Annotated in this window: 17 protein-coding genes; all 17 read left to right on the plus strand. The window is 39.1% G+C overall.

Annotation, left to right across the window (positions count from 1 at the left end; all coding sequences use genetic code 11):
* A partial coding sequence (locus tag Q7P05_RS04790; RefSeq protein WP_303930811.1) for an amino acid--tRNA ligase-related protein occupies positions 1 to 753 on the plus strand: 753 nt, incomplete at its 5' end.
* A gap of 131 nt (positions 754 to 884) precedes the next feature.
* Positions 885 to 3,059, plus strand: a complete 2,175-nt coding sequence (speC, locus tag Q7P05_RS04795) for an ornithine decarboxylase (RefSeq protein WP_303930813.1) — start codon at positions 885 to 887, stop codon at positions 3,057 to 3,059.
* Positions 3,060 to 3,199: 140 nt separating this feature from the next.
* Positions 3,200 to 4,489 carry a guanine deaminase gene (gene guaD, locus Q7P05_RS04800; RefSeq protein WP_303930814.1) on the plus strand — a complete coding sequence of 430 codons (1,290 nt, stop codon included), beginning with the start codon at positions 3,200 to 3,202 and terminating at the stop codon, positions 4,487 to 4,489.
* 166 nt (positions 4,490 to 4,655) lie between these two features.
* Entirely contained in the window at positions 4,656 to 5,609 is a 954-nt protein-coding gene (locus tag Q7P05_RS04805) for a cation diffusion facilitator family transporter (protein ID WP_227720997.1), read from the plus strand.
* Positions 5,610 to 5,733: 124 nt separating this feature from the next.
* Positions 5,734 to 7,014, plus strand: a complete 1,281-nt coding sequence (serS, locus tag Q7P05_RS04810; RefSeq protein WP_227720996.1) for a serine--tRNA ligase — start codon at positions 5,734 to 5,736, stop codon at positions 7,012 to 7,014.
* Positions 7,015 to 7,027: 13 nt separating this feature from the next.
* Positions 7,028 to 7,672 carry a fructose-6-phosphate aldolase gene (gene fsa, locus Q7P05_RS04815; protein WP_227720995.1) on the plus strand — a complete coding sequence of 215 codons (645 nt, stop codon included), beginning with the start codon at positions 7,028 to 7,030 and terminating at the stop codon, positions 7,670 to 7,672.
* A 66-nt stretch (positions 7,673 to 7,738) separates the two neighbouring features.
* Positions 7,739 to 8,701: a class II fructose-bisphosphatase gene (gene glpX, locus Q7P05_RS04820; protein ID WP_005387249.1), complete on the plus strand. Its 963-nt coding sequence runs from the start codon at positions 7,739 to 7,741 to the stop codon at positions 8,699 to 8,701.
* A 167-nt stretch (positions 8,702 to 8,868) separates the two neighbouring features.
* Positions 8,869 to 10,134, plus strand: coding sequence for a UDP-N-acetylglucosamine 1-carboxyvinyltransferase (gene murA / locus Q7P05_RS04825; protein ID WP_105086170.1), 1,266 nt, complete (start codon positions 8,869 to 8,871; stop codon positions 10,132 to 10,134).
* Positions 10,115 to 11,500, plus strand: a complete 1,386-nt coding sequence (locus Q7P05_RS04830) for a rod shape-determining protein (RefSeq protein ID WP_227720993.1) — start codon at positions 10,115 to 10,117, stop codon at positions 11,498 to 11,500. The genes murA and Q7P05_RS04830 overlap by 20 nt, the downstream gene beginning before the upstream one ends.
* A 217-nt stretch (positions 11,501 to 11,717) precedes the next feature.
* Positions 11,718 to 13,061 carry a phosphodiester glycosidase family protein gene (locus Q7P05_RS04835; RefSeq protein ID WP_303930817.1) on the plus strand — a complete coding sequence of 448 codons (1,344 nt, stop codon included), beginning with the start codon at positions 11,718 to 11,720 and terminating at the stop codon, positions 13,059 to 13,061.
* Positions 13,062 to 13,149: 88 nt separating this feature from the next.
* Positions 13,150 to 13,434, plus strand: coding sequence for a biotin/lipoyl-containing protein (locus tag Q7P05_RS04840; protein ID WP_005387253.1), 285 nt, complete (start codon positions 13,150 to 13,152; stop codon positions 13,432 to 13,434).
* 12 nt (positions 13,435 to 13,446) lie between these two features.
* A complete protein-coding gene (locus tag Q7P05_RS04845; protein ID WP_005387254.1) occupies positions 13,447 to 15,453 on the plus strand; it encodes a SpoIVB peptidase S55 domain-containing protein in 2,007 nt (668 codons plus the stop codon).
* A gap of 31 nt (positions 15,454 to 15,484) precedes the next feature.
* Positions 15,485 to 16,246: an ABC transporter permease gene (locus Q7P05_RS04850; RefSeq protein ID WP_303930819.1), complete on the plus strand. Its 762-nt coding sequence runs from the start codon at positions 15,485 to 15,487 to the stop codon at positions 16,244 to 16,246.
* Between the two features lie 20 nt (positions 16,247 to 16,266).
* Positions 16,267 to 17,025, plus strand: coding sequence for an ABC transporter ATP-binding protein (locus Q7P05_RS04855; RefSeq protein WP_303930821.1), 759 nt, complete (start codon positions 16,267 to 16,269; stop codon positions 17,023 to 17,025).
* Entirely contained in the window at positions 17,025 to 18,284 is a 1,260-nt protein-coding gene (locus Q7P05_RS04860) for an MlaD family protein (protein ID WP_303930823.1), read from the plus strand. The genes Q7P05_RS04855 and Q7P05_RS04860 overlap by 1 nt, the downstream gene beginning before the upstream one ends.
* Before the next feature lie 42 nt (positions 18,285 to 18,326).
* A complete protein-coding gene (locus Q7P05_RS04865) occupies positions 18,327 to 19,787 on the plus strand; it encodes a TolC family protein (protein WP_303930825.1) in 1,461 nt (486 codons plus the stop codon).
* Positions 19,788 to 20,043: 256 nt separating this feature from the next.
* The coding region (locus Q7P05_RS04870; RefSeq protein ID WP_303930827.1) for a translocation/assembly module TamB domain-containing protein at positions 20,044 to 23,863 on the plus strand (3,820 nt) is incomplete at its 3' end.

Here is a 23,863-nt window from a genome sequence, read left to right on the forward strand (position 1 = left end):
ATCGATAACCGTCATAATCCAGAATTCACTACTATTGAATCCTACCAAGCTTATGGCGATGTAGAGGATGCAATTCGCTTAACAGAAAACCTCGTGTCCTACTGTGCTCAAGAAGTTCTCGGTACACAAGAAATTACATACCAAGGTACAGAAATCAATTTGACTCCACCTTGGAATCGTATCACAATGGCTGAAGGTGTAAAAAAATACACTGGTGAAGACTTTGATGCAGTCACAACTGTAGAAGAAGCTCGTGCTATTGCAGATCGCTTAAATGTAGAATACACAGAAAATGATGGTATTGGTAAAATCTTAAATCTTTGCTTCGAAGATTATGTAGAAGAAAACTTGATTCAACCAACTATCGTATATGGTCATCCAAAAGAAATTTCTCCACTTGCTAAAGCAAGTCGTGAAAATCCTTTGGCTACAGAACGTTTTGAAGCATTCATTTATGGCCGTGAATTGGCAAATGGCTTCTCCGAGTTAAATGACCCAATCGACCAAAAACAACGTTTCTTGGATCAATTGAAAGAACGTGAAGCTGGCGATGATGAAGCTCACCGTATGGATGAAGACTTCGTTACAGCTCTTGAATACGGTTTACCTCCAACAGCTGGTTTAGGTGTTGGTATTGACCGTCTTGTTATGTTCTTAACAGACTCTGCATCCATCCGCGATGTATTGTTGTTCCCATTGATGAAACCAGAAGCTCCTAAGCATATTGAAGCTGAAGAAGAAGCAGCAGAATAATCTAAAACTAAAAGGCTCCCTATTCTTTGAGTAGGGAGTCTTTTTATTCGTTATATGTTTTATACTATGTTTTATTTCATATGTGTTGATTATATATCGAGTGTGATACATAGTTACGAAAGGAGGAGGCTGTGAAACATTTAAAGGTTGCCTTATCTGATTCCGTACAATCCCAAATTAGCTCTATAGAGGGTCGTCTATGTGTTCCTGTTTGTGATACAGATTTTATAGATGTCGGTGCCGTTGTCATTGGCGATTGTGACTTAGAGCTTATCAATAATAATCAAATTCATACCTTTGGTATACCTGTTATTGTCCTAAGATTTGATGAAACTAGCGATTTATCTTTATATAAGGAGCGCATAGCATCCATTATAGAGTTTTCATCTACAAGTTTGGACGACTGCAAATTAGAGATTGAAAAATTTGTTGTAAATTATGAATCCTCTATTTTACCACCATTTTTCAGTGCTTTATCCGATTATGTGGGAGAACGAAATTCACAGTTCGATTGTCCAGGACATCAAGGTGGTCAGTTTTTCTATAAACATCCTACAGGTCGCGCCTTTTACAATTTCTTTGGGGAGAATATATTTAGAGCGGACCTTTGTAATGCAGATGTAAAATTAGGAGATCTTTTAATTCATGAAGGTTATGCTTATGATGCGCAAGCGCATGCTGCGAAAGTCTATAATGCTGACAAGACCTATTTTGTGTTAAATGGTACATCTTCAGCGAATAAGGTAGTACTTAATGCTCTGTTAACACCGGGCGATATTATCTTATATGATCGGAATAATCATAAATCCATCTGCCATGGTGGTCTTGTTATGTCTGGTGCTACCCCTATATATCTTGAGACAGCGCGCAATCCTTTTGGGTCCATTGGCGGTATTTTAGATCATTGTTTTGATGAAAGTTATATTCGATCTTTGATTGCAGAAAAATCGCCTGAAAAAGCTCGAGCCAAACGTCCTATCCGGCTAGCCGTCATTCAATTAGGCACCTATGATGGTACAATTTATAATGCACGCCAAGTATTAGATAAAATTGGTCATCTTTGTGATTATATTTTCTTTGACTCTGCTTGGGTCGGATATGAACAGTTTATTCCTATGATGAAAGATTGTAGTCCCCTATTATTAGAGTTAGGTCCAAATGATCCTGGGATTTTAGTAACCCAATCGGTACATAAGCAACAAGCAGGTTTTTCTCAAACCTCTCAAATTCATAAGAAGGATAGTCATATAAAGGGGCAAGACCGTTATGTAGATCATAAACGTTTTAACAACTCCTTTATGATGCACGCGTCAACCTCGCCATTTTACCCCTTATTTGCCTCTCTCGATGTAAATGCTAAAATCCATGAAGGTGAGTTGGGACAAAACCTGTGGCGTGAGTGTGTTGAAGTTGCTATTGATGCTCGTAAAGCTGTGTTGAAGCAATGCAAATATCTCCGTCCATTAGTACCACCGATAGTGCATGGCAAAAAATGGGAAGACGGAAATACACAGGTCATGGCGGAAGATGTAAATTATTTTGCCTTTGAACCAGAAGCGAAATGGCATTCATTTAAGGGCTATGGTAAGGGGCAGTATTTTATCGATCCTTGTAAGTTCCAGTTGATTACACCAGGAATTAATGTAGAGACCGGAGAATATGAAGCGTTTGGTATTCCTGCTAATATTCTTGCTAATTATTTACGGGAAAATCGAATCATTCCTGAAAAATGTGATTTAAATACGATCTTATTCCTTATGACACCAGCAGAATCTAAGCATAAGATGGATGCACTCGTGGAGGAACTCGTTCGCTTTGAAGACCTCATAGACCGGGATGCACCGATGGAAGAAGTGTTACCGTCTATTTACAATAGTCATATAGATACATACAAAGGTTATAGTATTCGTCAACTATGTCAAGAAATGCATGATTTTTATAAGTCTAGAAATGTAAGCCTCTTACAACAACGCTTATTTTCCCATGAATACTTCCCCGACTATGTCATGAATCCACAGGAGGCAAACTTTGAGTTCCAACGTAACAAGGGGGAATTAGTACCGCTACGCGAGGCAGAAGGTCGCATTGCTCTTGAAGGAGCTCTACCGTACCCACCTGGTGTATTATGCGTGCAACCTGGAGAGCGTTGGTCGAAGACCGCTTGCGACTATTTCTTGGCTTTAGAGGAAGGTATTAATCTGTTGCCGGGGTTTGCGCCAGAAATACAAGGCGTATACATTACTGAACAAGCTAATGGCTATAAACAAGCGTATGGTTATGTATTGAAAAAAGAATATGAGATGTAAATTATGACTGTGGCGTTCATCATTCACTTTGCTATTTAAATAGCATATACTATGAATCATATAGCATAGTCTATTAAAGAAAAAACTAGCGTGTTATATGAGCTTAGCATTTTAGGGCTCTAATTACGCGAGGAGGTTATATGAATTCGACAGTTATTTTAAAAGGGAATATCTTATATACACCGCGTCCTTCAGAATTTATATCCATTCAACATGGCTATATTATTGCCGTAGATGGTGTAGTTGTATATTGTGGTGAAAGTATTCCACCAGCCTATGCAGATTGTGAGGTTACTGATTATGGTGATAATCTCATTATTCCAGGCTTTGTAGATACACATGCACATGCTCCACAGTATTGTAATCGTGGCCTTGGGATGGATAAAGAACTCTTACCTTGGTTAGAAACCTATACATTTCCTGAAGAGGCAAAGTTTAGTGATCTAGATTATGCACGGTTAGTATATGGCGCCTTTGTCCAAGACTTATGGCGCAATGGGACTACTAGAAGTATACTGTTTGGCACTATCCATAAAGAGAGCACATTAGTGTTGATGGAACTTTTACAAAAAACTGGATTATCTGCCTATGTAGGCAAGGTCAATATGGACCGCAATAGCCCAGATTTCTTGATTGAAGAAACAAGTCAATCTTTAGCGGATACGAAAGACTGGTTAGAGGCATCGGCTCAATTTGGTCCATTGGTAAAACCTATTATTACCCCTCGTTTTGTACCATCTTGCACGAGCGAGTTAATGGATGGCCTTGGTACATTATCAGAAGAGTACAAGGTACCAGTTCAATCCCATTTATCTGAAAATCACGGTGAAGTTGATTGGGTAGCAGCATTACATCCGGAGTCACCAAATTATACAGATGTGTATTATGAACATAAATTGATTGGGCGGACGCCAACGGTAATGGCTCATTGCATCCATTTAAGTGATGTCGAAATGGATCGTATGGCTGAAACACAAACTATGGTATCGCATTGCCCATATTCCAATGTAAATCTATCAAGTGGTATTGCACCGATTCGTAAGCTAATGAAACGGAATATACCGATTGGTTTAGGTTCTGATATCTCAGGCGGTCATATTGTATCAATGGCGAAGGTTCTTACAGAAGCAATTGGATTATCTAAGATGAAATGGGTGGAAGTGGATTCAAATTATGCGCCCCTCACATTAAGTGAAGCCTTCTATATGGCTACAAAGGGTGGAGGTAAGTTCTTTGGTAAGGTTGGTAGCTTTGAAAAAGGCTGTGAACTAGATGCCCTTATCATTGATGATACATCACTATTTGACCCGAATGAACGCACCTTAGAGGAGAGGTTAGAGCGTTGGTTATATGTTGGTGATGATCGACATATCGTTGAGCGCTATGTAGCGGGACAGGTATTACTGAATCCTCAAGGTTTTCAAGGTTAATAGTTAACCTGTATTAAAGCTGGCAATAAAAAAGAATTTACATAGTATCCATAGCAGGTAGTTTGTATATCATGCAAGCTACCTGTTTTATTTTGACCTCATGTTGCGCATCAATGCCCGTGGTGTATAATAAAAAGATGTATAAATTAAGAAAGTGGGGGACTTGATGGATATATTAGGGGCAAGGCGCTCTATAGAACAGAAGTTACTTATGCAATCCGTAGGGCTAATGGCCCTTGTAGCAGTAAGTGGCACTATAATGGGGATTGTTACAGGATCTAGTGCGGTCTTATTAGATGGGGTATTTTCCTTTGTCGATGTTGTAATTAAGATCATGATGCTCATGACGGCAAAGTTAATAGCCCGTGAAACGAGTAAGCGCTTTCAATTTGGCTATTGGCAGTTTGAACCTTTAGTACTCGCCGTAGAAGGATTCTTTATATTACTAATTGTAATTTACGCTCTATCTAGTGGCATTACAGACCTGATATCGGGTGGCCGTCATGTAGATTTTGGACCAGCCATTTATTATGCCATCTTCTTTACCGTTGCTGATACAATCTATTACTTGTATGTACGACGAATTAATAAAAGCTTACAGTCCAACTTAATTAAATTTGATAATGTGAGTTGGTATGTTGACGCGTTACTTGAAGCAGCTATCTTGATCAGCTTTGTAGTGGCTATTATGTTAGAAGGAACTGCATATGCTGATTGGGCAGCGTATATTGACCCGATTGTTCTCATCGTATTAGCCGTACAGATGATACCGTCCGCATTCCGTATTATCATCCCATCCGTAAAACAAGTATTGGGATGGGCACCGACTTCATTGCATAATGAAGTGCAAGAAATTATGGATCGCTTTATGGAAAAGTACAATTTCAAAGATTATGTTTCTAGTGTACAAGTATATGGCAACACTCGAATTATTGAGATTGATATTTTAGTTCGTAAGAATTTTCCGTATCAAACGATTGCTGAAATCGATGCAATTCGCAATGAAATTGACCAAGAAATCGGAGGGAATCCAACTGAAAAATGGGTAACCATTTCTTTCACAGGTACCCGAAAATGGATGGCAAAGGATTATTTACTAGAAGAAGACGATGATGAATAGTATAAAAATTAATTAGAAATCTAGTAGATGGCTTATAATTTAATGATAAATACACCAATATATGGTATACTTAAACGTATTGAATATATTGTTCGTAGCATAGTTGGAAGATGAGGTTTATAGTATGTTAGACTTGAAATTTGTCCGTGAAAATATTGATTTAGTGCAACAAAACTTAGATAATCGTCACACGAAAGGCGATTTGGAAACCTTTGTATCCGCTTATGATGAACGTCGTCAGTTGATTGGTAAAGTAGAGGAGTTAAAAGCTCTTCGTAATTCCGTAACTGAAGAAATTAGCCAATTAAAACGCAATAAAGAAAATGCGGATGATAAAATCGCAGAAATGAAAAAAGTAGGCGATGATATTGCAGAGCTTGATAATCGTATTCGCGATGTAGAAGCTAAATTACGTGATGCGGCTTTGATGTTGCCAAATATGTGCGATGCATCTGTTCCTGTTGGTGCTGATGAAGATGAAAATGTGGAACAACGTAAATGGGGCGAACCACGTCAATTTGACTTTGAGGTACAAGCTCATTGGGATTTAGGTGAAAATCTTGATATCCTTGATTTCAATCGGGCTGGTAAAATGAGTGGTGCTCGTTTCACAGTATATAAAGGTTTAGGTGCTCGTTTAGAACGTGCTCTTATTAACTTCATGGTTGATCTTCATGTAGATAAACAAGGCTACACTGAAATGATGACTCCATATATGGTAACTCGTGAAACTTTGACAGGTACTGGTCAATTACCTAAGTTTGCTGAAGATATGTACCATGTAGAGGATACTGAATACTTCTTGATCCCTACAGCAGAGGTTACATTGACTAATTATCATAGCGGTGAAATCTTGAGCGAAGAAGAATTGCCTAAATACTACACTGCATTTACAGCGTGCTTCCGTGCTGAAGCTGGTTCTGCAGGTCGTGATACACGTGGCCTTATCCGTCAACATCAATTCAACAAAGTTGAAATGGTTAAATTAGCTAAACCTGAAGATTCTTATGCAGAATTAGAAAAGTTAACTGATAATGCAGAAGAAGTATTACGTTTATTGGAATTACCATTCCGTGTAATTACACTTTGCACAGGTGATATTGGCTTTGGTTCTGCTAAAACATATGACGTAGAGGTATGGATGCCAGCTCAAGGCAAGTACAGAGAAATCTCTTCTTGCTCCAATATGACTGATTTCCAAGCTCGTCGTGCAAATATTAAATTCCGTCGTGGACCTAAAGGTAAACCAGAATTCCTTCATACATTAAATGGCTCTGGTCTTGCTGTAGGCCGTACAGTAGCAGCTATCTTGGAAAATTACCAACAAGCTGATGGTTCCGTTGTAATTCCTAAGGTACTTGTTCCTTACATGGGTGGCGTAGAAGTAATCAAGGCAGCAAAATAAGAGGGGGCATTTGATGAAGTTCTTTATTGATACCGCAGAATTTGATGAGATTAAAGAAGCGTATGCTTTTGGCTTTATCGATGGTGTTACTACTAACCCATCCCTTATCGTGAAAGCTAAACGCGATTTAAAACAAGTTATTTCTGAAATTGCAAATCTTGTAGAAGGCCCTGTAAGTGCAGAGGTTATTGCTTCAGATGCAGAAGGCATGATCGCTGAAGCTCATGAGCTTGTAAAATTAGGCTCTAATGTAGTTATTAAAGTGCCTATGACTCCAGAAGGTCTTAAAGCTGTTGCGGTTTTAAGCAAAGAAGGTATTAAAACTAATGTAACGTTAATCTTCTCTGCCAATCAAGCCTTGTTAGCAGCTCGTGCTGGCGCTACCTATGTGAGCCCATTTGTTGGTCGTATTGATGATATCAGCATGGACGGCCTTACATTGATTCAAGATATTGCAGATATATTTGCTATTCATGGCATTGAAACTGAAATTATTGCGGCTAGTGTGAGAACGCCATTGCATATTATTCATTGTGCTAAAGCTGGTGCTCATATTGCAACAGTACCATTCAAAGTACTTATGCAAGCCATGAAACATCCATTGACGGATGCAGGGCTTGAAAAATTTATGGCAGATTGGAAACAAGCTAATCAATAAGTTAAGTATTCGGCTCAATGTAAGAGTCATATTACAATACACACAGGACTTATAAGGAGGCCTATTATGGATCGTACATTATCTTTGGAATTTGCTCGTGTCGTTGAAGCGGCTGCTTTGCGCAGTGGTCGTTTACTTGGTCGCGGTCAGAAGGATGCAGCGGATGGTCTTGCTGTAGATGCAATGCGTCAAGCATTTGACTCTGTTCGTATTTCTGGTACTGTAGTTATCGGCGAAGGCGAAATTGATGAAGCGCCTATGCTTTACATTGGTGAACATGTAGGTGCTGGTGGCCCAGAAGTAGATATCGCAGTTGACCCAATTGAAGGCACAAACTTGATTGCAAAAGGCCAAAATGGTGCGATTGCAGTTATGGCTATTGCTGAAAAAGGTGGCTTGTTACATGCACCAGATATGTACATGGAAAAACTTTGCGTTGGTCCTCGTGGTGCAGGTGCCATCGATATTACTAAATCTTTAACTGAAAATATTAAAAATGTAGCGGCAAAAATGAATCGCAATGTCGATGAAATTACACTTGTTATGCTTGATCGTGAACGTCATCATGGTTTGATGAAAGAAGCCCGTGATCTTGGTGCACGTATTATGTTAATTTCTGATGGCGATGTTAATCCAGCTATGGAATGTTGTATTGAAGGTTCTGGGGTACACATGGTTGTTGGTACTGGTGGTGCACCAGAAGGCGTATTGGCTGCAGCTGCTTTGAAATGTGTAGGTGGCGATATGCAAGCACGCTTGAAACCAGAAACAGAAGAAGAAATTCGTCGTTGTCATGAAATGGGTATTACCGATGTAAATCAAGTGCTTACATTGGATGATCTTGTTCGTACAGATGATGTTATCTTTGCGGCTACTGCTATTACTCGCGGTAACTTATTGAATGCTATTCAATACTTCCCAGGTGGTGCGCGTACACATACTATCGTAATGCGTTCTAAAACTGGTACTGTTCGTTTCTTAGACACAGTACATATGGATGAGAAATTAAAATCCTTAAAAGCAAAATAAGAATTTAGCCCCTCAAAATGAGGGGCTTTTTTTCGCAGTATTTTCACACATTCTCTTGATGAGATATATCGAAAAATAGTATAATAACATTTAGTATATGACGTTATAAATACAACGTCTTGTAGTTCATACAAGATGATCGATATAAAAGTGTAGGAGGAATTCTGTTGGAAAAGCTAATCATTCAAGGTGGCAACCGGTTGGAAGGCCGTGTACGTGTTAGTAGCGCTAAAAATGCGGTACTCCCTATTATTGCCGGTACTTTGCTAGCATCAACGCCTAGTAAATTACTTGAAATTCCAAATTTGGAAGATGTAGGTACAATTTGCCAAGTTATCGAGTCTTTGGGGGTTAAAATTACTCGTAATAAAGCAGATGATGAAATTATCTTCGATGCATCTACATTGACTGCTACGGAAGCTCCTTATGAGCTTGTACGCAAAATGCGTGCATCTTTCCTTGTAATGGGTCCACTTTTGGCGCGTAAAGGGGAGGCTAAAATCTCCATGCCAGGTGGTTGTGCTATCGGTGCACGTCCTATTGATCTTCACCTAAAAGCTTTCGAAGCGTTAGGTGCTAAAATTGAAATTACTGAAGATTATGTATATGCACATGCTCCAGAAGGCCTTAAAGGCACTCAAATCTACTTGGATTTCCCAAGTGTAGGGGCTACAGAAAATGTAATTATGGCCGCTTCTATGGCGGAAGGTAAAACTGTTATCGAAAATGCTGCGGAAGAACCTGAAATCGTTGATTTAGCGACATTCTTAAATGCAATGGGCGCTAATATCCGCGGTGCTGGTACTAATGTAATTCGCATTGAAGGTGTGCCTCAATTACATGGTGCAATTCATACGGTTATTCCTGACCGTATCGAAGCTGGTACATACTTGATTGCAGCTGCTATGGCTGGTGGTGACGTATTTGTAGAAAATGCATTGCCTGAACATTTAAAACCAGTAGTAGCTAAATTAAAAGAAGCTGGCGTTACTGTAGAGGAAGAAATTGATGGCATTCGCGTTATCAGTACTGGTAAAGGTATCAAAGCTGTTGATATCAAAACGTTACCATACCCAGGCTTCCCAACAGATATGCAAGCTCAATTTATGGCGCTTACTACAATCGCTGAAGGCACAAGTACAGTAACAGAGACTGTATTTGAAAACCGCTTTATGCATGTTGCTGAACTTCGCAAAATGGGTGCTCATATCGATATCGACAATCGTCAAGCGATTGTAGAAGGTATGCCACGCTTACATGGTGCTGTAGTTAATGCTACAGACTTGCGTGCAGGTGCGGCTCTTGTTTGTGCTGCGTTGACTGCAGAAGGTAGAACAGAAGTTGGTCGTTTACATCATATCGATCGTGGTTATGATGATTTCGTAGGTAAATTGCAAAGGTTAGGTGCTGATATTGTTCGGGTTGACGAATAAAAGTACAGAGCCAAAACAGAATAAAAAGAAACGAAGCCGGCGCTCAAAAGGGCCGGCTTTATACAACGAGCAACAAAACTTAGGTGCTGCTAAGGTTGAAAATGCTAAAACTAGCACTAATCGAAAGCCATTGCGTAGGACAAAACGCAAGTCCACAAAGCTTTCTGAGGGCGTAGCAAAGCAAGCTAGCCATTTAGCTTCCAATATGCGTGAAGCCATGGTTAGAGTCACGAAGATGCGCCGTGTGGAACGTCGTAATCGTGAGACTGTAGCTATTGCAAAAACTACACCAGCTATGACCTTGAAGCGCCTAGTTCGTCCTGAGCAGGTGGGCGATTTAATGGGACGATTAAATCGTTCATTAAACTTTGACTTGGGCATCGACTTAGGAACTGCGAATATTCTTATTTTCGCTAAAGGTAAGGGCTTAGTCTTAGATGAGCCAGCTTATATTGCGAAAGATGATAAAACAGGGGATATTCTTGCCTTAGGCGAAGCTGCACGTACTATGATAGGACGTACACCTAAAGGCATATCTGTTATTCGCCCTGTTCAAGCAGGTGTTATTGCAGATTATGATATGACCGAATTTATGTTAAAGTATTTTATTCGTTCAGTCGTGCCTGCTTCTAGATTGATGAAAACGCGTATTATCGTATGTGTACCATCTGGGATTACACCTGTTGAAAAACGGGCCATTTTAGAAGCTTTGCTTAGAACTGGGGCCAAGAAGACTGTCTTGATAGAGGAACCATTGGCGGCAGCTATGGGGACAGGTCTCAATGATGCAGACCAAGTTGGGGCCATGGTTGTCGATGTTGGTGGCGGTACTACGGATATTGCAGTTCTTTGTGATACGGGTGTTGTTGTAAGTGAATCCCTTCGCATTGGGGGAGATTCCTTCAATGAATCTATTATCCGTTACATCCGTCGTAAGAAGAGACTTGTTATTGGACCTTTAACAGCAGAAAAGATTAAGATTTCTGTCGGGACTGTAGATCGTCGTGCTAAGGAGCGAACTATAGAGGTTAGAGGGCGTGATGCAAGCTCTGGACTACCTAAGATGGTTGCTGTTAATTCCTTAGAAATTCAACGTGCCTTAGAGGCGCAAGTGATGAATATTCTAGAAGGAATTAAATCTATTTTAGAAAAAACGCCACCAGAACTTGTAGCGGCTATTAATGATCACGGCATCATTCTTACCGGTGGCGGTGCTCTCATCGATGGGTTAGATCGTGTTATTACACGTTCTGTAGGTATTGCATCGTATTTGGTAGAGTCTCCACGATATGCTGTTATCAAAGGGGTTGCTAAAGCTCTTGATGAAATGTCACAATTGCGTGATACCTTGGATGAATTACAATAAAATATTGTATTGACATACTATGTAAATTGACGAAGTTGCTATTTATAGTTAGGCCATTGATGATTGGAATAACTGTAGATAGTAACTTCGTTTTTTAGTGCCCTCTTTTTGTAATTTTCATCTTTATGATGTATACTATAGTAAAAGTATATTGCATAAAATTGATGTATAAAAATAAACCTTATTAATATGGTTTGTCGCTATAGAGGAATTGTATATGAAACGATATTTATATATGACTTTTGCTGTTTTAGGTTTTCTAGGCAGTACCATACCTTATGCTGAGGCTGGGAATTTAACAGGCGTACGTGTATCTAATCATGAAGGCACAAGTCGAATTGTATTGGATGTATCTGAAATGCCTGTATCTTGGACTAATTCTTATAATGAGTCCACACATGCCCTTACACTTAACCTTGGTGGTACTACAAATGGATTGACGGGTCCTATAGCGCAAAATAATACAAAAACAGGTGTTTTAAAAGGCATTGGCTTACAACCTGTTAATGGATCTTTGCAAGTAACATTGACGGCTAACAAGGATGTACAACATCATGAATTTACATTGGAGAAGCCATCGCGTATTGTAGTTGATTTGTTTTCTAGCTATGCTCAACAAACAACAAAGGATGTAAATAAATCTGTTACGTATAGCAAGATTAATAACACTGTAGCAGAAGGAAAAATCCAAGCCTTTGCATTATCTGTGGACAATGATTCATCTATGGTGGTCGCTCATGTTTCGGAAGGTAAACCCTTATCATCTGTAGTTCAATCGCATACTGCTATAATTGGCGCAAAGGTAAAAGGTAGTAGTTTTGATCGCCCTTATTCGGTAGCAAGTGATGGAACTATTGATTTAGAGCGTATTTCTAACCGTGGCACCTTGCGATATACACCAAATCGTGGATATTTTATTGAAGAAAAAAGACCTTTACTACAGGCTAAAACACAGAAAGATACATTCCTGATTACCTCTGTTAATACAAGTCGTAAAGAAAATGCTTTGACTCTATATACATCAGCGTATGGGGCATCTACAAAGACTAATGACTTTGGATACGAAGTGACTGTTGCTAATGGCAAGGTGGTTAGTGGTCAAAAAGGGAATTCTAAAATTGGAGAAAACCAATACGTATTATCTGGTCATGGAGAATCTAGGGATGCGTTACGTAAATTAAAGGTGGGCACACCGATTACGATTCAAAATAGACCGGAGTTGGCACAAGTGAATACCACTGGTGGAGCAGCTTTACAAGCAGGTACTATGGTTTTGAAAAATGGTAACTATGTTGGTGCTGATGGGACCCATAATAAAGCTCGTAGTTTTATAGGAACTACTAAAGATCATAATTTGGTGGTTCTTACTGTTGATAAAGCTGGGCTTCAATCCGTAGGGGTTACACAACAAGAAGGGGCTCAACTATTATCCAAACTAGGCGTCGTGGATGGTGCTGAATTATCGAATCAAGGTAGTGTTGATTTAGTAGTCAATGATACATACGTTCATAAAGCGACTTCAAATCCTACGACCTATGAGGATATTGTAATTATAAAATGAATTCGTTGCATACAATTTTGTTTGAAATATTAGTAATAATTTAGTATACTATAAATACATAACTAATTTTGTAAAAGGAGGGATCGTTATGAAAAGAGTAGTGTTGGCATTAGCTGCTTTAGGCATTTTAAGTGTTAGCTCTGTAATGGCGGCCCCTGTATCATACCAAAGTGTATTAACAGGTAAAGTTGCTTCTACAGTTTCTGTTGGCTCTGCTGTAACAGAAGGTCAAACATTGGTAACTGTAGAGACATTGGCTGGCCCTATGGCTGCTGCTAAATCTACTGTAACTGGTACTGTAACGGCGGTTAATGTTACAGTGGGCTCAGACGTTTCTCGTGATCAAATCGTTGTCACAGTAGAAAGTAAATAAAGGAGAGAAGGAATGAAGTTTTCTCATTCTTGGCGTCGGTATAGAAAAGCGATACTGGCGCTTTTCTTCTGTACTTCACTTACAGCTGCACAGGCTGTTGATTTCATGCCTGTCAATGATGTAACTACAGGTATGGAAGGCATTGCAAAAACTGTAATTGTAGGAGATACCATTTCTACCTTTGATGTAAAGGTACTTGGTGTCATGAAGGATAAGGGACCATCTGGTCATCTTATTTTAGCGAAGTTCTCTGGTCCTGTTATGGAAAAAACAGGCGGCATCGCTCATGGCATGAGTGGTAGTCCTGTATATATAAATGGTAAGCTCGTTGGTGCTGTTGCTTATGGCTGGGGCTTTGCAGATGGTACGATTGGGATGATTACCCCTATCGAGGATATGGTGAAATTATGGAATATTCCATATGAAAAGAACTTATCCAAACCATGGGACGATAAACAGTTGATCCCTCTTGGCACGCCACTTATGGCTTATGGCTTTGATGCAGCATCCATGGATTACTTCAAATCCAAGTTGCCACAATATAAATATGAAACATATGATACGGCAAGTGCTAGTGGTGATGAAATTGCTAAACCTCTAGAAGCCGGTGGTTCTGTAGCAGCATTACTAGTTGATGGTGACCTAAAACTGGGGGCCATTGGTACTGTTACCTATGTAGATGGTGAAAAGATTGTTGCCTTTGGTCATCCATTCTTAAAACATGGCTCCTCAAACTACTTCATGCATAATGCAAGCATCTTTACAGTAGTTAAAAGTTATGATGCTGCTTTCAAATTGGGCTCTATGGGCAAGGAAGTTGGCTCTGTAACTGAAGATAGAGGTGCTGGTATTGCAGGTGTTTCTGGTGTGATTTCTCCAGGGATCCCTATGCGATTCCATTTGAAAGACCTTGATATGGGGCGTGATAAAACTAGCTCTGTTAAGGTTATTGAAGATAGTGAGATGACACCGACTTTAGCGGCTACATCTCTATATAACATGTTGAATAAAACGTTGGATCGTAGTGGCGCTGGTACGGCTACTATTTCTTATACAATCACACCAAGAGGTAAAGAGCATAAACCGTTGACGCGAACTAATATGTTCTATAGCTCTGACTCTATCTCTGAGAAGGCTGTTGATGAGTTCTATAATGTTATCGACGTTCTTATGAATAACCGATTCATTAATTATGAAATTTCTGACATCTCTGTAGAAACTGAGGTGACACAAGATAAGAAAACAGCTAAGCTTGTTGATGCCTCTGCATCTTCAACCATTGTTTCCCCTGGTGATACAATCGTTGTAGATGTAACGTTGGAGCCGTTCCGCGGTGAGAAGGTCGTTAAACAAATCTTCTTTAAGGTTCCTGAGGATCAAGCTGTTGGCAAGTATACCTTAGAGGTACGTGGGGGCGGTGAAATCCCATTACCTTATGTATTAGAAAAGCAAAAATATAATTTAACTGATGAAATTTTACGTCGCTTAAAAGTTCATAAAGATTTTAATGAACTTTACGATGAAATTCAAAAGACTGATACAAATAATCAAATCGTTGTAGAGTTTTTAGAAGATGGCATTAGTCTTGTTGATGAAGATGGTTCCCAATCTGTTAAAAAAGCTAAACTTAAAGATGTGGAATCAAAACCTATGCCAGGGGATGTAAAGAAAAAAACAGGTCAAGAAGATTTGAGTTCTAGTAAGGACGATGATAATCAAATTGAAAAAACTGCTATTGATACGGAATACATCGTTCAAGGTGATGGTCAATTTACAATTCATGTTATGAAACCAGCCGATCGCGATAAAGCATTAGCTAAACGCGTAAAAGAAGTTAAAAATCAAAGCAAGATGGAACATAAATTAGAATTGGAAGACCAATCTAAAAAGGATAAATCCAGTAAAAAAGATGTGAAAAAGTCTGATAAACAAGATGTGAAAAAGTCTGATAAACAAGACCAAAAAACGCCTGATAAAAAGGATGAATCTAAAGTAAATGATACTAATGCAGCTGAATAAGCTGAAAATGTAAGGGGAAAGGGCTAAACTGTTGAATTGGCTAGAATCGATAGGACGTACTGTAATGAACGGCCTATCACAGATGGGTAGTGCTACATTATTAGTGTGGCAAACAATAAGACAACTGAAAATGATTAACCTGTGGCATGTATTTCAGCAGATGGCTCACCTAGGTGTAGATTCATTGCCGATTATTAGCTTAACATTACTGTTTGCTGGTGCGGTTATGACCTTACAGATTACAGATGTATTGATTACATATGGTGCACAAAGTACTGTGGGTGGTCTTATGGCTGTTGCTATGGGTCGTGAGTTAGGGCCTATTTTAGTAGGGGTTGTACTGGCCGGCCGTGTTGGCGCCGCTATCACGGCTGAAATTGGTACAATGAAGGTAACTGAACAAATTGATGCGCTACGTGTTATGGCTGTCGATCCTGTTGGTTATCTCGTGGTACCTCGTGTAGTAGCATGTATGATTATGGTGCCTATTTTGGCATTTTATGGTGTAGTCATTGGTATTGCAGGTGGTTACTTTGTAGCTACTGCTATCAAAGGTCTGGCGCCAAGTACTTATTTAGATTCTATTCAAATGTTTTCTACCATTTCAGACTTTACACTAGGTCTTTTGAAATCTAGCGTATTTGGTGCTGTCATCGCATTGGTAGGTGCTTACAAGGGGATGGAAACTAAAATGGGCGCTGAAGCAGTTGGCTTCTCCACAACTAGTTCTGTAGTAACTAGTATCATTTTAGTATTTGTATTAAATTACTTTTTATCTACCTTGTTATATTAGTAGATACATTAGAGGGATTTATGATAGAACTACGCAATGTTGTAGTTGCCTATGAGTCACGTGTGATTTTAGACTCTATTAATCTCAACATCGATGATGGGGAGACGTTAGTCATATTAGGTGGTAGTGGTAGTGGTAAAAGTACACTACTTCGCTTATTGATTGGCTTGCAGCGTCCTACATCGGGACAGATTATAGTAGATGGCACAGATATTACAACATTATCTGAAGATGAATTTAATACAGTACGAAGAAAAATGGGGATGGTATTCCAATACTCTGCATTATTTGACTCTATGTCGGTAGGTGAAAATGTAGCCTTTGGCTTACGTCAGCATACGGACTTAGGAGATGATGAAATAAAACGCATTGTAGCAGAGCGACTCGATTGGGTCGGTTTGAAAGGGTATGAATCCTATATGCCTAACGAATTGTCTGGGGGTATGAAAAAGCGCGTTAGTTTAGCTCGCGCCATAGCGCTAGATCCAAGCTTAATTCTCTATGATGAACCTTCATCCGGTTTGGATCCTATTACATCCGGTACGATTAGTATGCTCATTAAGGGAATGCAACAACGGCTTGGTTGTACCTCTATTGTAGTAACGCATGATATGCAATCTGCATTTTATGTAGCTGATCGCATAGCCTTACTTGATAAGGGGAAATTTGTGGAAATTTCTGATACAATAGACTTTAAGAATTCTACAAATAAAAAGGTACAACAGTTTATTCATGGTGAAGCAGAACCAATTAACGTATCTGCGATGGGAGATGTATAATGAAGTGGACAACGGAGGCCAAGGTAGGGGCTTTCACGATAATAGGTATAGCATTATTTGTTGCGGGCATACTGTTTGTAGGCCGCATTGATATATGGGCTAAACCGCAAATGACGATTACCGGTGATTTTGCTCAAGTTAATGGCCTAAAAAATGGCAATCAAGTTAAATACTCAGGTGTGGCCATCGGTAATGTCTCTGATATAGAGATTACACCACATGGTGTAGTAGTAAAAATGAAGCTTGATGAAAAAACACAAATTCCAAGTGACTCTACGTTCACATTGGGATCAGATGGTTTTTTAGGTGATAAGTTTATTCAAATTTCACCAGGCCAATCTAAGGTATTTTTACAAGATGGTGACACTGTTAAGGGCGAAGGTGCAGACGCTATGGATAAAGCGATGCAAAGCGCTCAAAAACTAATGGATGGCACCGAAAAAATGTTGCAATCTATCAATAATATTATTGGTGATCCAGCAACGCAAAATGCACTTAAGCATTCCTTACAATCTACGGCAACGATGGCTGATAATGCTGTAGCGATTACACAAAATATGGCTGATGTAACGGCACAGCTAAATCAAGCTGCTCAACAATTTAATGCAGATGGTAATGCAGGCAATGATATGCGTGCGATTTTGACTAATTTAAAACAAACTACGGATCGTGTAGATAATATGGCTCGTTCAATGGAGTCTACTGTGACAGATCCTAAAGCACAGCAAAATATTAAGGAAACATTACATAATACGGCACAAATTTCAGCTCGCATCAATAAATTGATGGGTGGTAAAGCATATCAAACTGATGAAAGTGGAAATGTAGTAGATGGAAATAACGTTGAAAAAAAGTCATCTACTAAAGTTGAGCCTTCTGTAGATTTGTTATATAACACAACAGATGATGAATTCCGCATCAATGGTCGCGTTCGTGCTTATAATGATAAAGGTATGGCGGAGCTTGGCCTTTCCAATATCGGTGATGGCACTAAATTCGATTTAAATGCAGGTCGGTTCGTTAGCTCTAAATGGCTAGTACGGGGCGGTATTTTTGAAAGTGAATTGGGCGTGGGCGTAGATTATAATTTACGTGGTCCTGTATCCTTGTCTGCTGCTATGTATGATCTTAATCATCGTAAATATCGTATTCGTAGTGACATACGTTTACATAAAGATACTTATGGGGTTATTCAAATGACCAGACCATTCGGTTCTACGAATGGTGGTACCTACTTTGGTATCAAACAAGTATTCTAAAGACTAATACATTCACTCTAGGTGAATATGGAGGTACATATTATGAATAAAAAGGTTTTATCCTTGGGTGTAATGCTCTCCTTAGCTACTACAGGTGCAATGGCTGCTGATGTAGTTACAACTTCCGTTAATAATGGAGATCAATTAAGCAAATATCAAAAAGAAGCTATTCAATTAACACAAAAGCAATTAGCTGAAAAATCTGTTCAAGATAGCAAAACATATGAGAGCAAATTGGACCTCGATGAGTCTCGTACTATAGATTTGGCATTAGCTAATAACCGTACCGCAAAACAAACTAAATGGGGTTATGAAGCTGCTAAATCTGCAGTTAGCCAAGTAGCAGCAGGTAAAAACCCTAGCGTTAGCTATGGTTGGTCTGCTCAAAAAACCGGTGGTGATACTGGACGCGGTAAATCTGGTAGTCATAACTTCTCCATTAGTGCTCCTGTATTTAATCCTCAACTTGATGCAAGTATTGACTCTGCACGTTATACACGTGAAGGTACTGGCGCTAGTTATGAAGAAGCATTGCAACAAGCAAAATACGATGCAATCAGTGGCTATTATACATTGATCATGAACCGTAATCTTGTTGATGTGGCTCAACAAGCTGTTAAAGATTACCAAGGTCATGTAACAAATGTGCAAGCTCAATATAATGTTGGCTTGGTAGCTAGTTCTGATGTGTTGGCTGCTAAAACAAATCTTGCTGACTCTGAAACGAGCCTTGTTAAAGCTCAAAATGCTGCAAATTTAGCAGAAGCAAGTTTAAATCAAGTCATTGCATATCCTGTACAAACAGCTATTAATACGGCAGAACATGATTTACAATATAAACCTTATAATATTACATTGGAACAAGCTAAAGCATATGCTTTACTTCATCGTTCTGCTCTTGTAAAATCTGCCCTTGATGTAAAATCTGCAGAAGAAGCCGTAAAATCTGCTAAATCTGGTTATTTACCAACTGTAGCAGTAAAAGCAGGTCGTGGCTATGCTGATCCAGATGGTTACTTTGGAACAAGTACAAAATCTTGGAGTGTAGGTGCTACTGCATCCTGGAGTTTATGGGACGGCGGTGCTACACAAAATGCTATTAAAAAAGCAAATGCACAACTTGAACAAGCTAAAGAAGCTAATTTAGCTACTGTTGATGCTGTATTATTAGCCGTACAAAAAGCATACTTGAACTTGCGTTCTGCAGAGCAAACAATCCAAAGCACTCAAACTGCAGTCGCTCAAGGTCAAGAAAGCTTCCGCATTGCTACACTTCGTTATCGTGCAGGTGTTGGTACAAACCTTGATGTACTCGATGCTGAAACTAAATTAACAGATGCTCGTAATAACTATGTACAAGCTCTTTATAATTACAACATTAGCATTGCAGCTCTTGAACAATTGACAGGTGTTCCATTGAATACTCCAGTTGGACAAGGCGCAGAAATCATTGCAAACAGTGGTGCAGCTGAACAATTAGCACAACTTGGTGGCAATCAATAATAGAATACTAAAAAAGACGACTTCGGTCGTCTTTTTTTTGTTATAGATTTATAAAGCGTAGATTCATTGTATATTTTCATTTTTATGTTATGGTAATGTTTAAAATAATTTTATCTGTAGTTATTGCAGAAAATGATTAGTAAAAAAATATATTAGTTTTATAAAATTTACCCTTAAAATACTATAGTTATTACTTTGTGTGTGGTAAGATTAGTATATATATTTATATTATTCATAATGTGTATGGGAGATCATTATGACCCGTAAAAAGTGGTGTCTCATAGGAGCGGCGATTTTAGGCTTATCTGCAGTGGGTGCTAGTATAAACCCTATAGCTCAGACCTATGTGGCTCCTATGGTTAAAGAACAAGTAAATAATGCCATAAACGGATCTGTGGACTATGATTCTCTTCGTATCAATTGGAATGGCGATGTAGTTCTATCCGATGTGGTGATTAAAGATCGAGATGGACACTTAGTAGGAACTGCACAAGATGTAGCAGTGGGGGTTAAACTATCTGCATTGCCGAGCATAATTGGTGGTAATACATCAGGGGCAACAGCTATTTCGAGTGTTACAGTGGAGGCTCCTGATCTCCATATATGGCAATTGGTCGATGGATCTTGGAGTGTAGAAAAGTTAGTAAAACCATCTGATCCAAATAAGTCCGGCAGTTTTGATGGTGACATTACCATAAATAATGGTCGTGTAGCGTTACGTACTAAAGATGGAATAAAACGAAATGTTGAAAAGCTTGATGGTACTGTTGCACTCAATATGAGTGGTATGTCTAAAGGGGCTTTTACGGCTGATATAGATGGTTCCTCTGTTCTTGTAAATGGCAATATAGACATGGATGATGTGTCTAATTTTGATGTGTTTGTACAAGCTGATGAAATTGGTACGGCTGGCATTATGAGCTTTGTTCCGTTACGTAAGGATCTAGTTGTATCGAAGGGGAAATTACAAGATTTACATCTCAATATTAAAAGTGAAGATGGCCAATATGTTATGAGTGGTAATGTAGGGTTCAAAGGATTAAGCGGTACTTATAAACGTGGAAATACGACCTATACTATTACTGATGGGGAAGGTCGTATTATGTTAAATCACGACCAAATTGTCATTAGCCATAGCTCTTGGCGTATTAATGATCAAGCAGCAAAACTTAATGGTCTCATTACGTTAGGAAAAGAGGAAGAATATTTAAACCTTAATGTTGTGGCGGATAAGGTAGCGCTAGAAGCTATTACTGATGTGGGGATTACAGGTGTTGTTGGCGGTCGCGCACATATTGGTGGTACCACTGTAGCGCCTCGCGTAGATGCGATAATCGGTGGTGATGGTATTTCTTACAAAGGGTACCATGTGGACCGAGTGCAAGGAAATGTAGTATACGATAAAGGATTGGTTCGTATCGATGATGCCCAATTATCTATTGGCGCTGGTAATGCCAAAGTTAAAGGTCAATATGTCGTAGACACAGGTGATTTTGACGCTGTTGCAAATGTTCATGCCTTATCGTTGGATACTTTCACACAAGATATGACTATGCCTATTACGGGAACCATTGATGGAGAAATCCACGTTTTGGGTAAGAATAATCAACTTACCGATCTGGTTGGTGCTGTTCAAGGTCATCACATTGGTGTGCGTGGTGTCATCCTTGACTCTGTAAAAGCGGATTTGACCCATAGTGATAATCTTACCAACATTACTATGGTTGGGAATATGGGAACTGGATCCTTTAGTGGATATGGTTCTATTCAAAATGGTCAAGTGGATGCCACGATTTCTGGTAATGCTTTACCGTTGACATCGCTTAGTCCAATTATAGGTGACGATGTTGCTGGTACTGTTAGCACGTCTATTAATGTAAAAGGGGCCTTAGATAACCCTAATGTGACTGGTACTGTATGGGGACAAGAGGTTCTTTATAAGGGTGCTCATTTTAATGATATTCATAGTGATATTACTTTAGACAATCATGTTCTAACCATTACCAATGGTCATATTGGTGACGGTAGTGGTGGTTATGATATTACAGGTTGGTATAATATCAATACTGATGCATTAGATTTAAATGCTAAAGCTCGCGCAGTGCGTATTGAAAATTTAATTCGCCCTGTCACTGACATTCCTATTACAGGATGGTTTGAAACCGATAATCATATAACAGGGACTGCGGCTCATCCTATTGTAGAAGGACGAGCTCACTTATGGGATGGATCTGCCTATGGCAAGCTTGTAACTAATGCTTTTGCAAAATATAACTATAAAAATGAAAGATTAGAGTTATATCGTTTTGACATTGAAGGGTACGGAGCGACTATTACAGGTGGTGGCACAGTATCGAAAGAGGCTATTAATATTGATTTTGAAGGTAAGAAAATCGATATGGGTAGACTGCTCATCAATACTGACTATAAAGTAGATGGTTTATTAGATGGCCGTGGTATTATAACAGGGTCTATGGATAATCCTCAGTTTAATGGATATGTTTTATCTGATGCTTTATCCATCAATGGCCAATTGTTGACAGATCTACATGGTCATGTCTATGCAGATAAATCCGTTGTAAATGTACAAGACTTTTCTTTTGCTGAATCAAATGGTGGTCGTTATGTTGCTAAAGGCGGCATGAAGCTCGACGATAGTCAACAGCTATTTGGTGTTTTAGATGTTACTAATGGTAGTGTCAAGAATCTATTAGCACTGTTAGATCGTAAAAATGAGCATCTTGATGGTAAATTAAACGGTTCTGTTGAAATTGGTGGCACAAAGGATAATCCAAGTGTTACTGTTGACGGTAAAATTAATGAAGTTAGTATTGATAACAAGGTTGTTGGTGATGCAACGATTGATGCTAGCTTAGCTAATCGAAAGTTTAAAATTACGACCTTAAAACTACCTGTTGATGAAGGGCTCATTGCCATGGGCGGTACATTGGATCTAGATGGCGAAGCTGACTTACAAGTCGCTTTAAAAGATGTTGACATAGTACCATTCTTACCACTTATGGGTAAGGACATTCAAGCTACAGGTTGGGTAACTGGTGTTGTGAATGTTACGGGAAAAACTAAAAACCCTAAGGTTGAACTTTCTGGTGCGGTAGAATCTGGTTCTTTCAATGGAATTGGCATTGATGAAGGGTTTGTATTAGCTACTATGCAAGATCATGTTATTCAAATTCAACGGATCCAAGGTGCAAAGGGAGGCTATAAACTTAGTATTTATGGTAAAATCCCATTGGCTGCACTTTATACCTCTGGTTACATAGAAGCTAGTAATGCTAAATCTATGGACGTAACTATCGATTTTAACGAAGCTGATATGGCTGTTATTCCTCTTGTTACTACTAGTGTTAAGGAGGCAACAGGTCCGTTAAAAGGGGTAATCAGACTTACTGGTACTGTGGAACAACCAGAGGCATATGGTACGGTTTCTGTACGTAATGGCACTATGAAGCTGGCTAATGTAGATAATGAAATTACAGGGATTGATGGGGATTTAATCTTCTCAGGACAGCAAGGTGATTTCCAATCCCGCATTAATATGGGGAAAGGTTCAGCCGGTTTAGCTGCTAAGGTAAATTGGTCTGGCCATGAGCTTACTAACTATAAGGCTGCCGTTCAACTAGATGGTTTAGATGTAGGTAGCGAATATATTAAGGGACCGTTAAATGGGGAACTTTACATTGCAGAACGTGATGGATTACCTACCTTGATAGGTAATTTGGACCTAGAAAACATCCAATTTAAGATTCCTCTTTCTTTACAGTCTAGTGAAAGTAGTACTAATATGGGTGTAGATGTTAATATTCATGCTGGTAAAGGAGTACGCTTATATGATCGAACTCTATATAACATGTTTATCGGTGGTGATGTTCATTTCGGTGGCACATTACAAAACCCAACTGCTAGTGGCCAGTTTGATGTTAAATCTGGTACATTCAAATACTTAAGTCATGTATTTAATATTACGAAGGGGAATGCACACTTTGTAAGTGGCTCTTATTTACCAAACTTACAATTAGAGGCTGAAACGAATGTAAGTAACTACAATATTATGCTTG

Source organism: Veillonella dispar, from assembly GCF_937975875.1.
GTDB classification, from domain to species: domain Bacteria; phylum Bacillota; class Negativicutes; order Veillonellales; family Veillonellaceae; genus Veillonella; species Veillonella dispar_B.

Excerpts from the sequence above, each read along its gene's own strand:
- guaD (WP_303930814.1), top strand. The coding sequence starts at position 3,200 with ATGAATTCGACAGTTATTTTAAAAGGGAATATCTTATATACACCGCGT.
- Q7P05_RS04805 (WP_227720997.1), top strand. The coding sequence starts at position 4,656 with ATGGATATATTAGGGGCAAGGCGCTCTATAGAACAGAAGTTACTTATG.
- serS (WP_227720996.1), top strand. The coding sequence starts at position 5,734 with ATGTTAGACTTGAAATTTGTCCGTGAAAATATTGATTTAGTGCAACAA.
- fsa (WP_227720995.1), top strand. The coding sequence starts at position 7,028 with ATGAAGTTCTTTATTGATACCGCAGAATTTGATGAGATTAAAGAAGCG.
- glpX (WP_005387249.1), top strand. The coding sequence starts at position 7,739 with ATGGATCGTACATTATCTTTGGAATTTGCTCGTGTCGTTGAAGCGGCT.
- Q7P05_RS04835 (WP_303930817.1), top strand. The coding sequence starts at position 11,718 with ATGAAACGATATTTATATATGACTTTTGCTGTTTTAGGTTTTCTAGGC.
- Q7P05_RS04840 (WP_005387253.1), top strand. The coding sequence starts at position 13,150 with ATGAAAAGAGTAGTGTTGGCATTAGCTGCTTTAGGCATTTTAAGTGTT.
- Q7P05_RS04845 (WP_005387254.1), top strand. The coding sequence starts at position 13,447 with ATGAAGTTTTCTCATTCTTGGCGTCGGTATAGAAAAGCGATACTGGCG.
- Q7P05_RS04855 (WP_303930821.1), top strand. The coding sequence starts at position 16,267 with ATGATAGAACTACGCAATGTTGTAGTTGCCTATGAGTCACGTGTGATT.
- Q7P05_RS04860 (WP_303930823.1), top strand. The coding sequence starts at position 17,025 with ATGAAGTGGACAACGGAGGCCAAGGTAGGGGCTTTCACGATAATAGGT.
- Q7P05_RS04865 (WP_303930825.1), top strand. The coding sequence starts at position 18,327 with ATGAATAAAAAGGTTTTATCCTTGGGTGTAATGCTCTCCTTAGCTACT.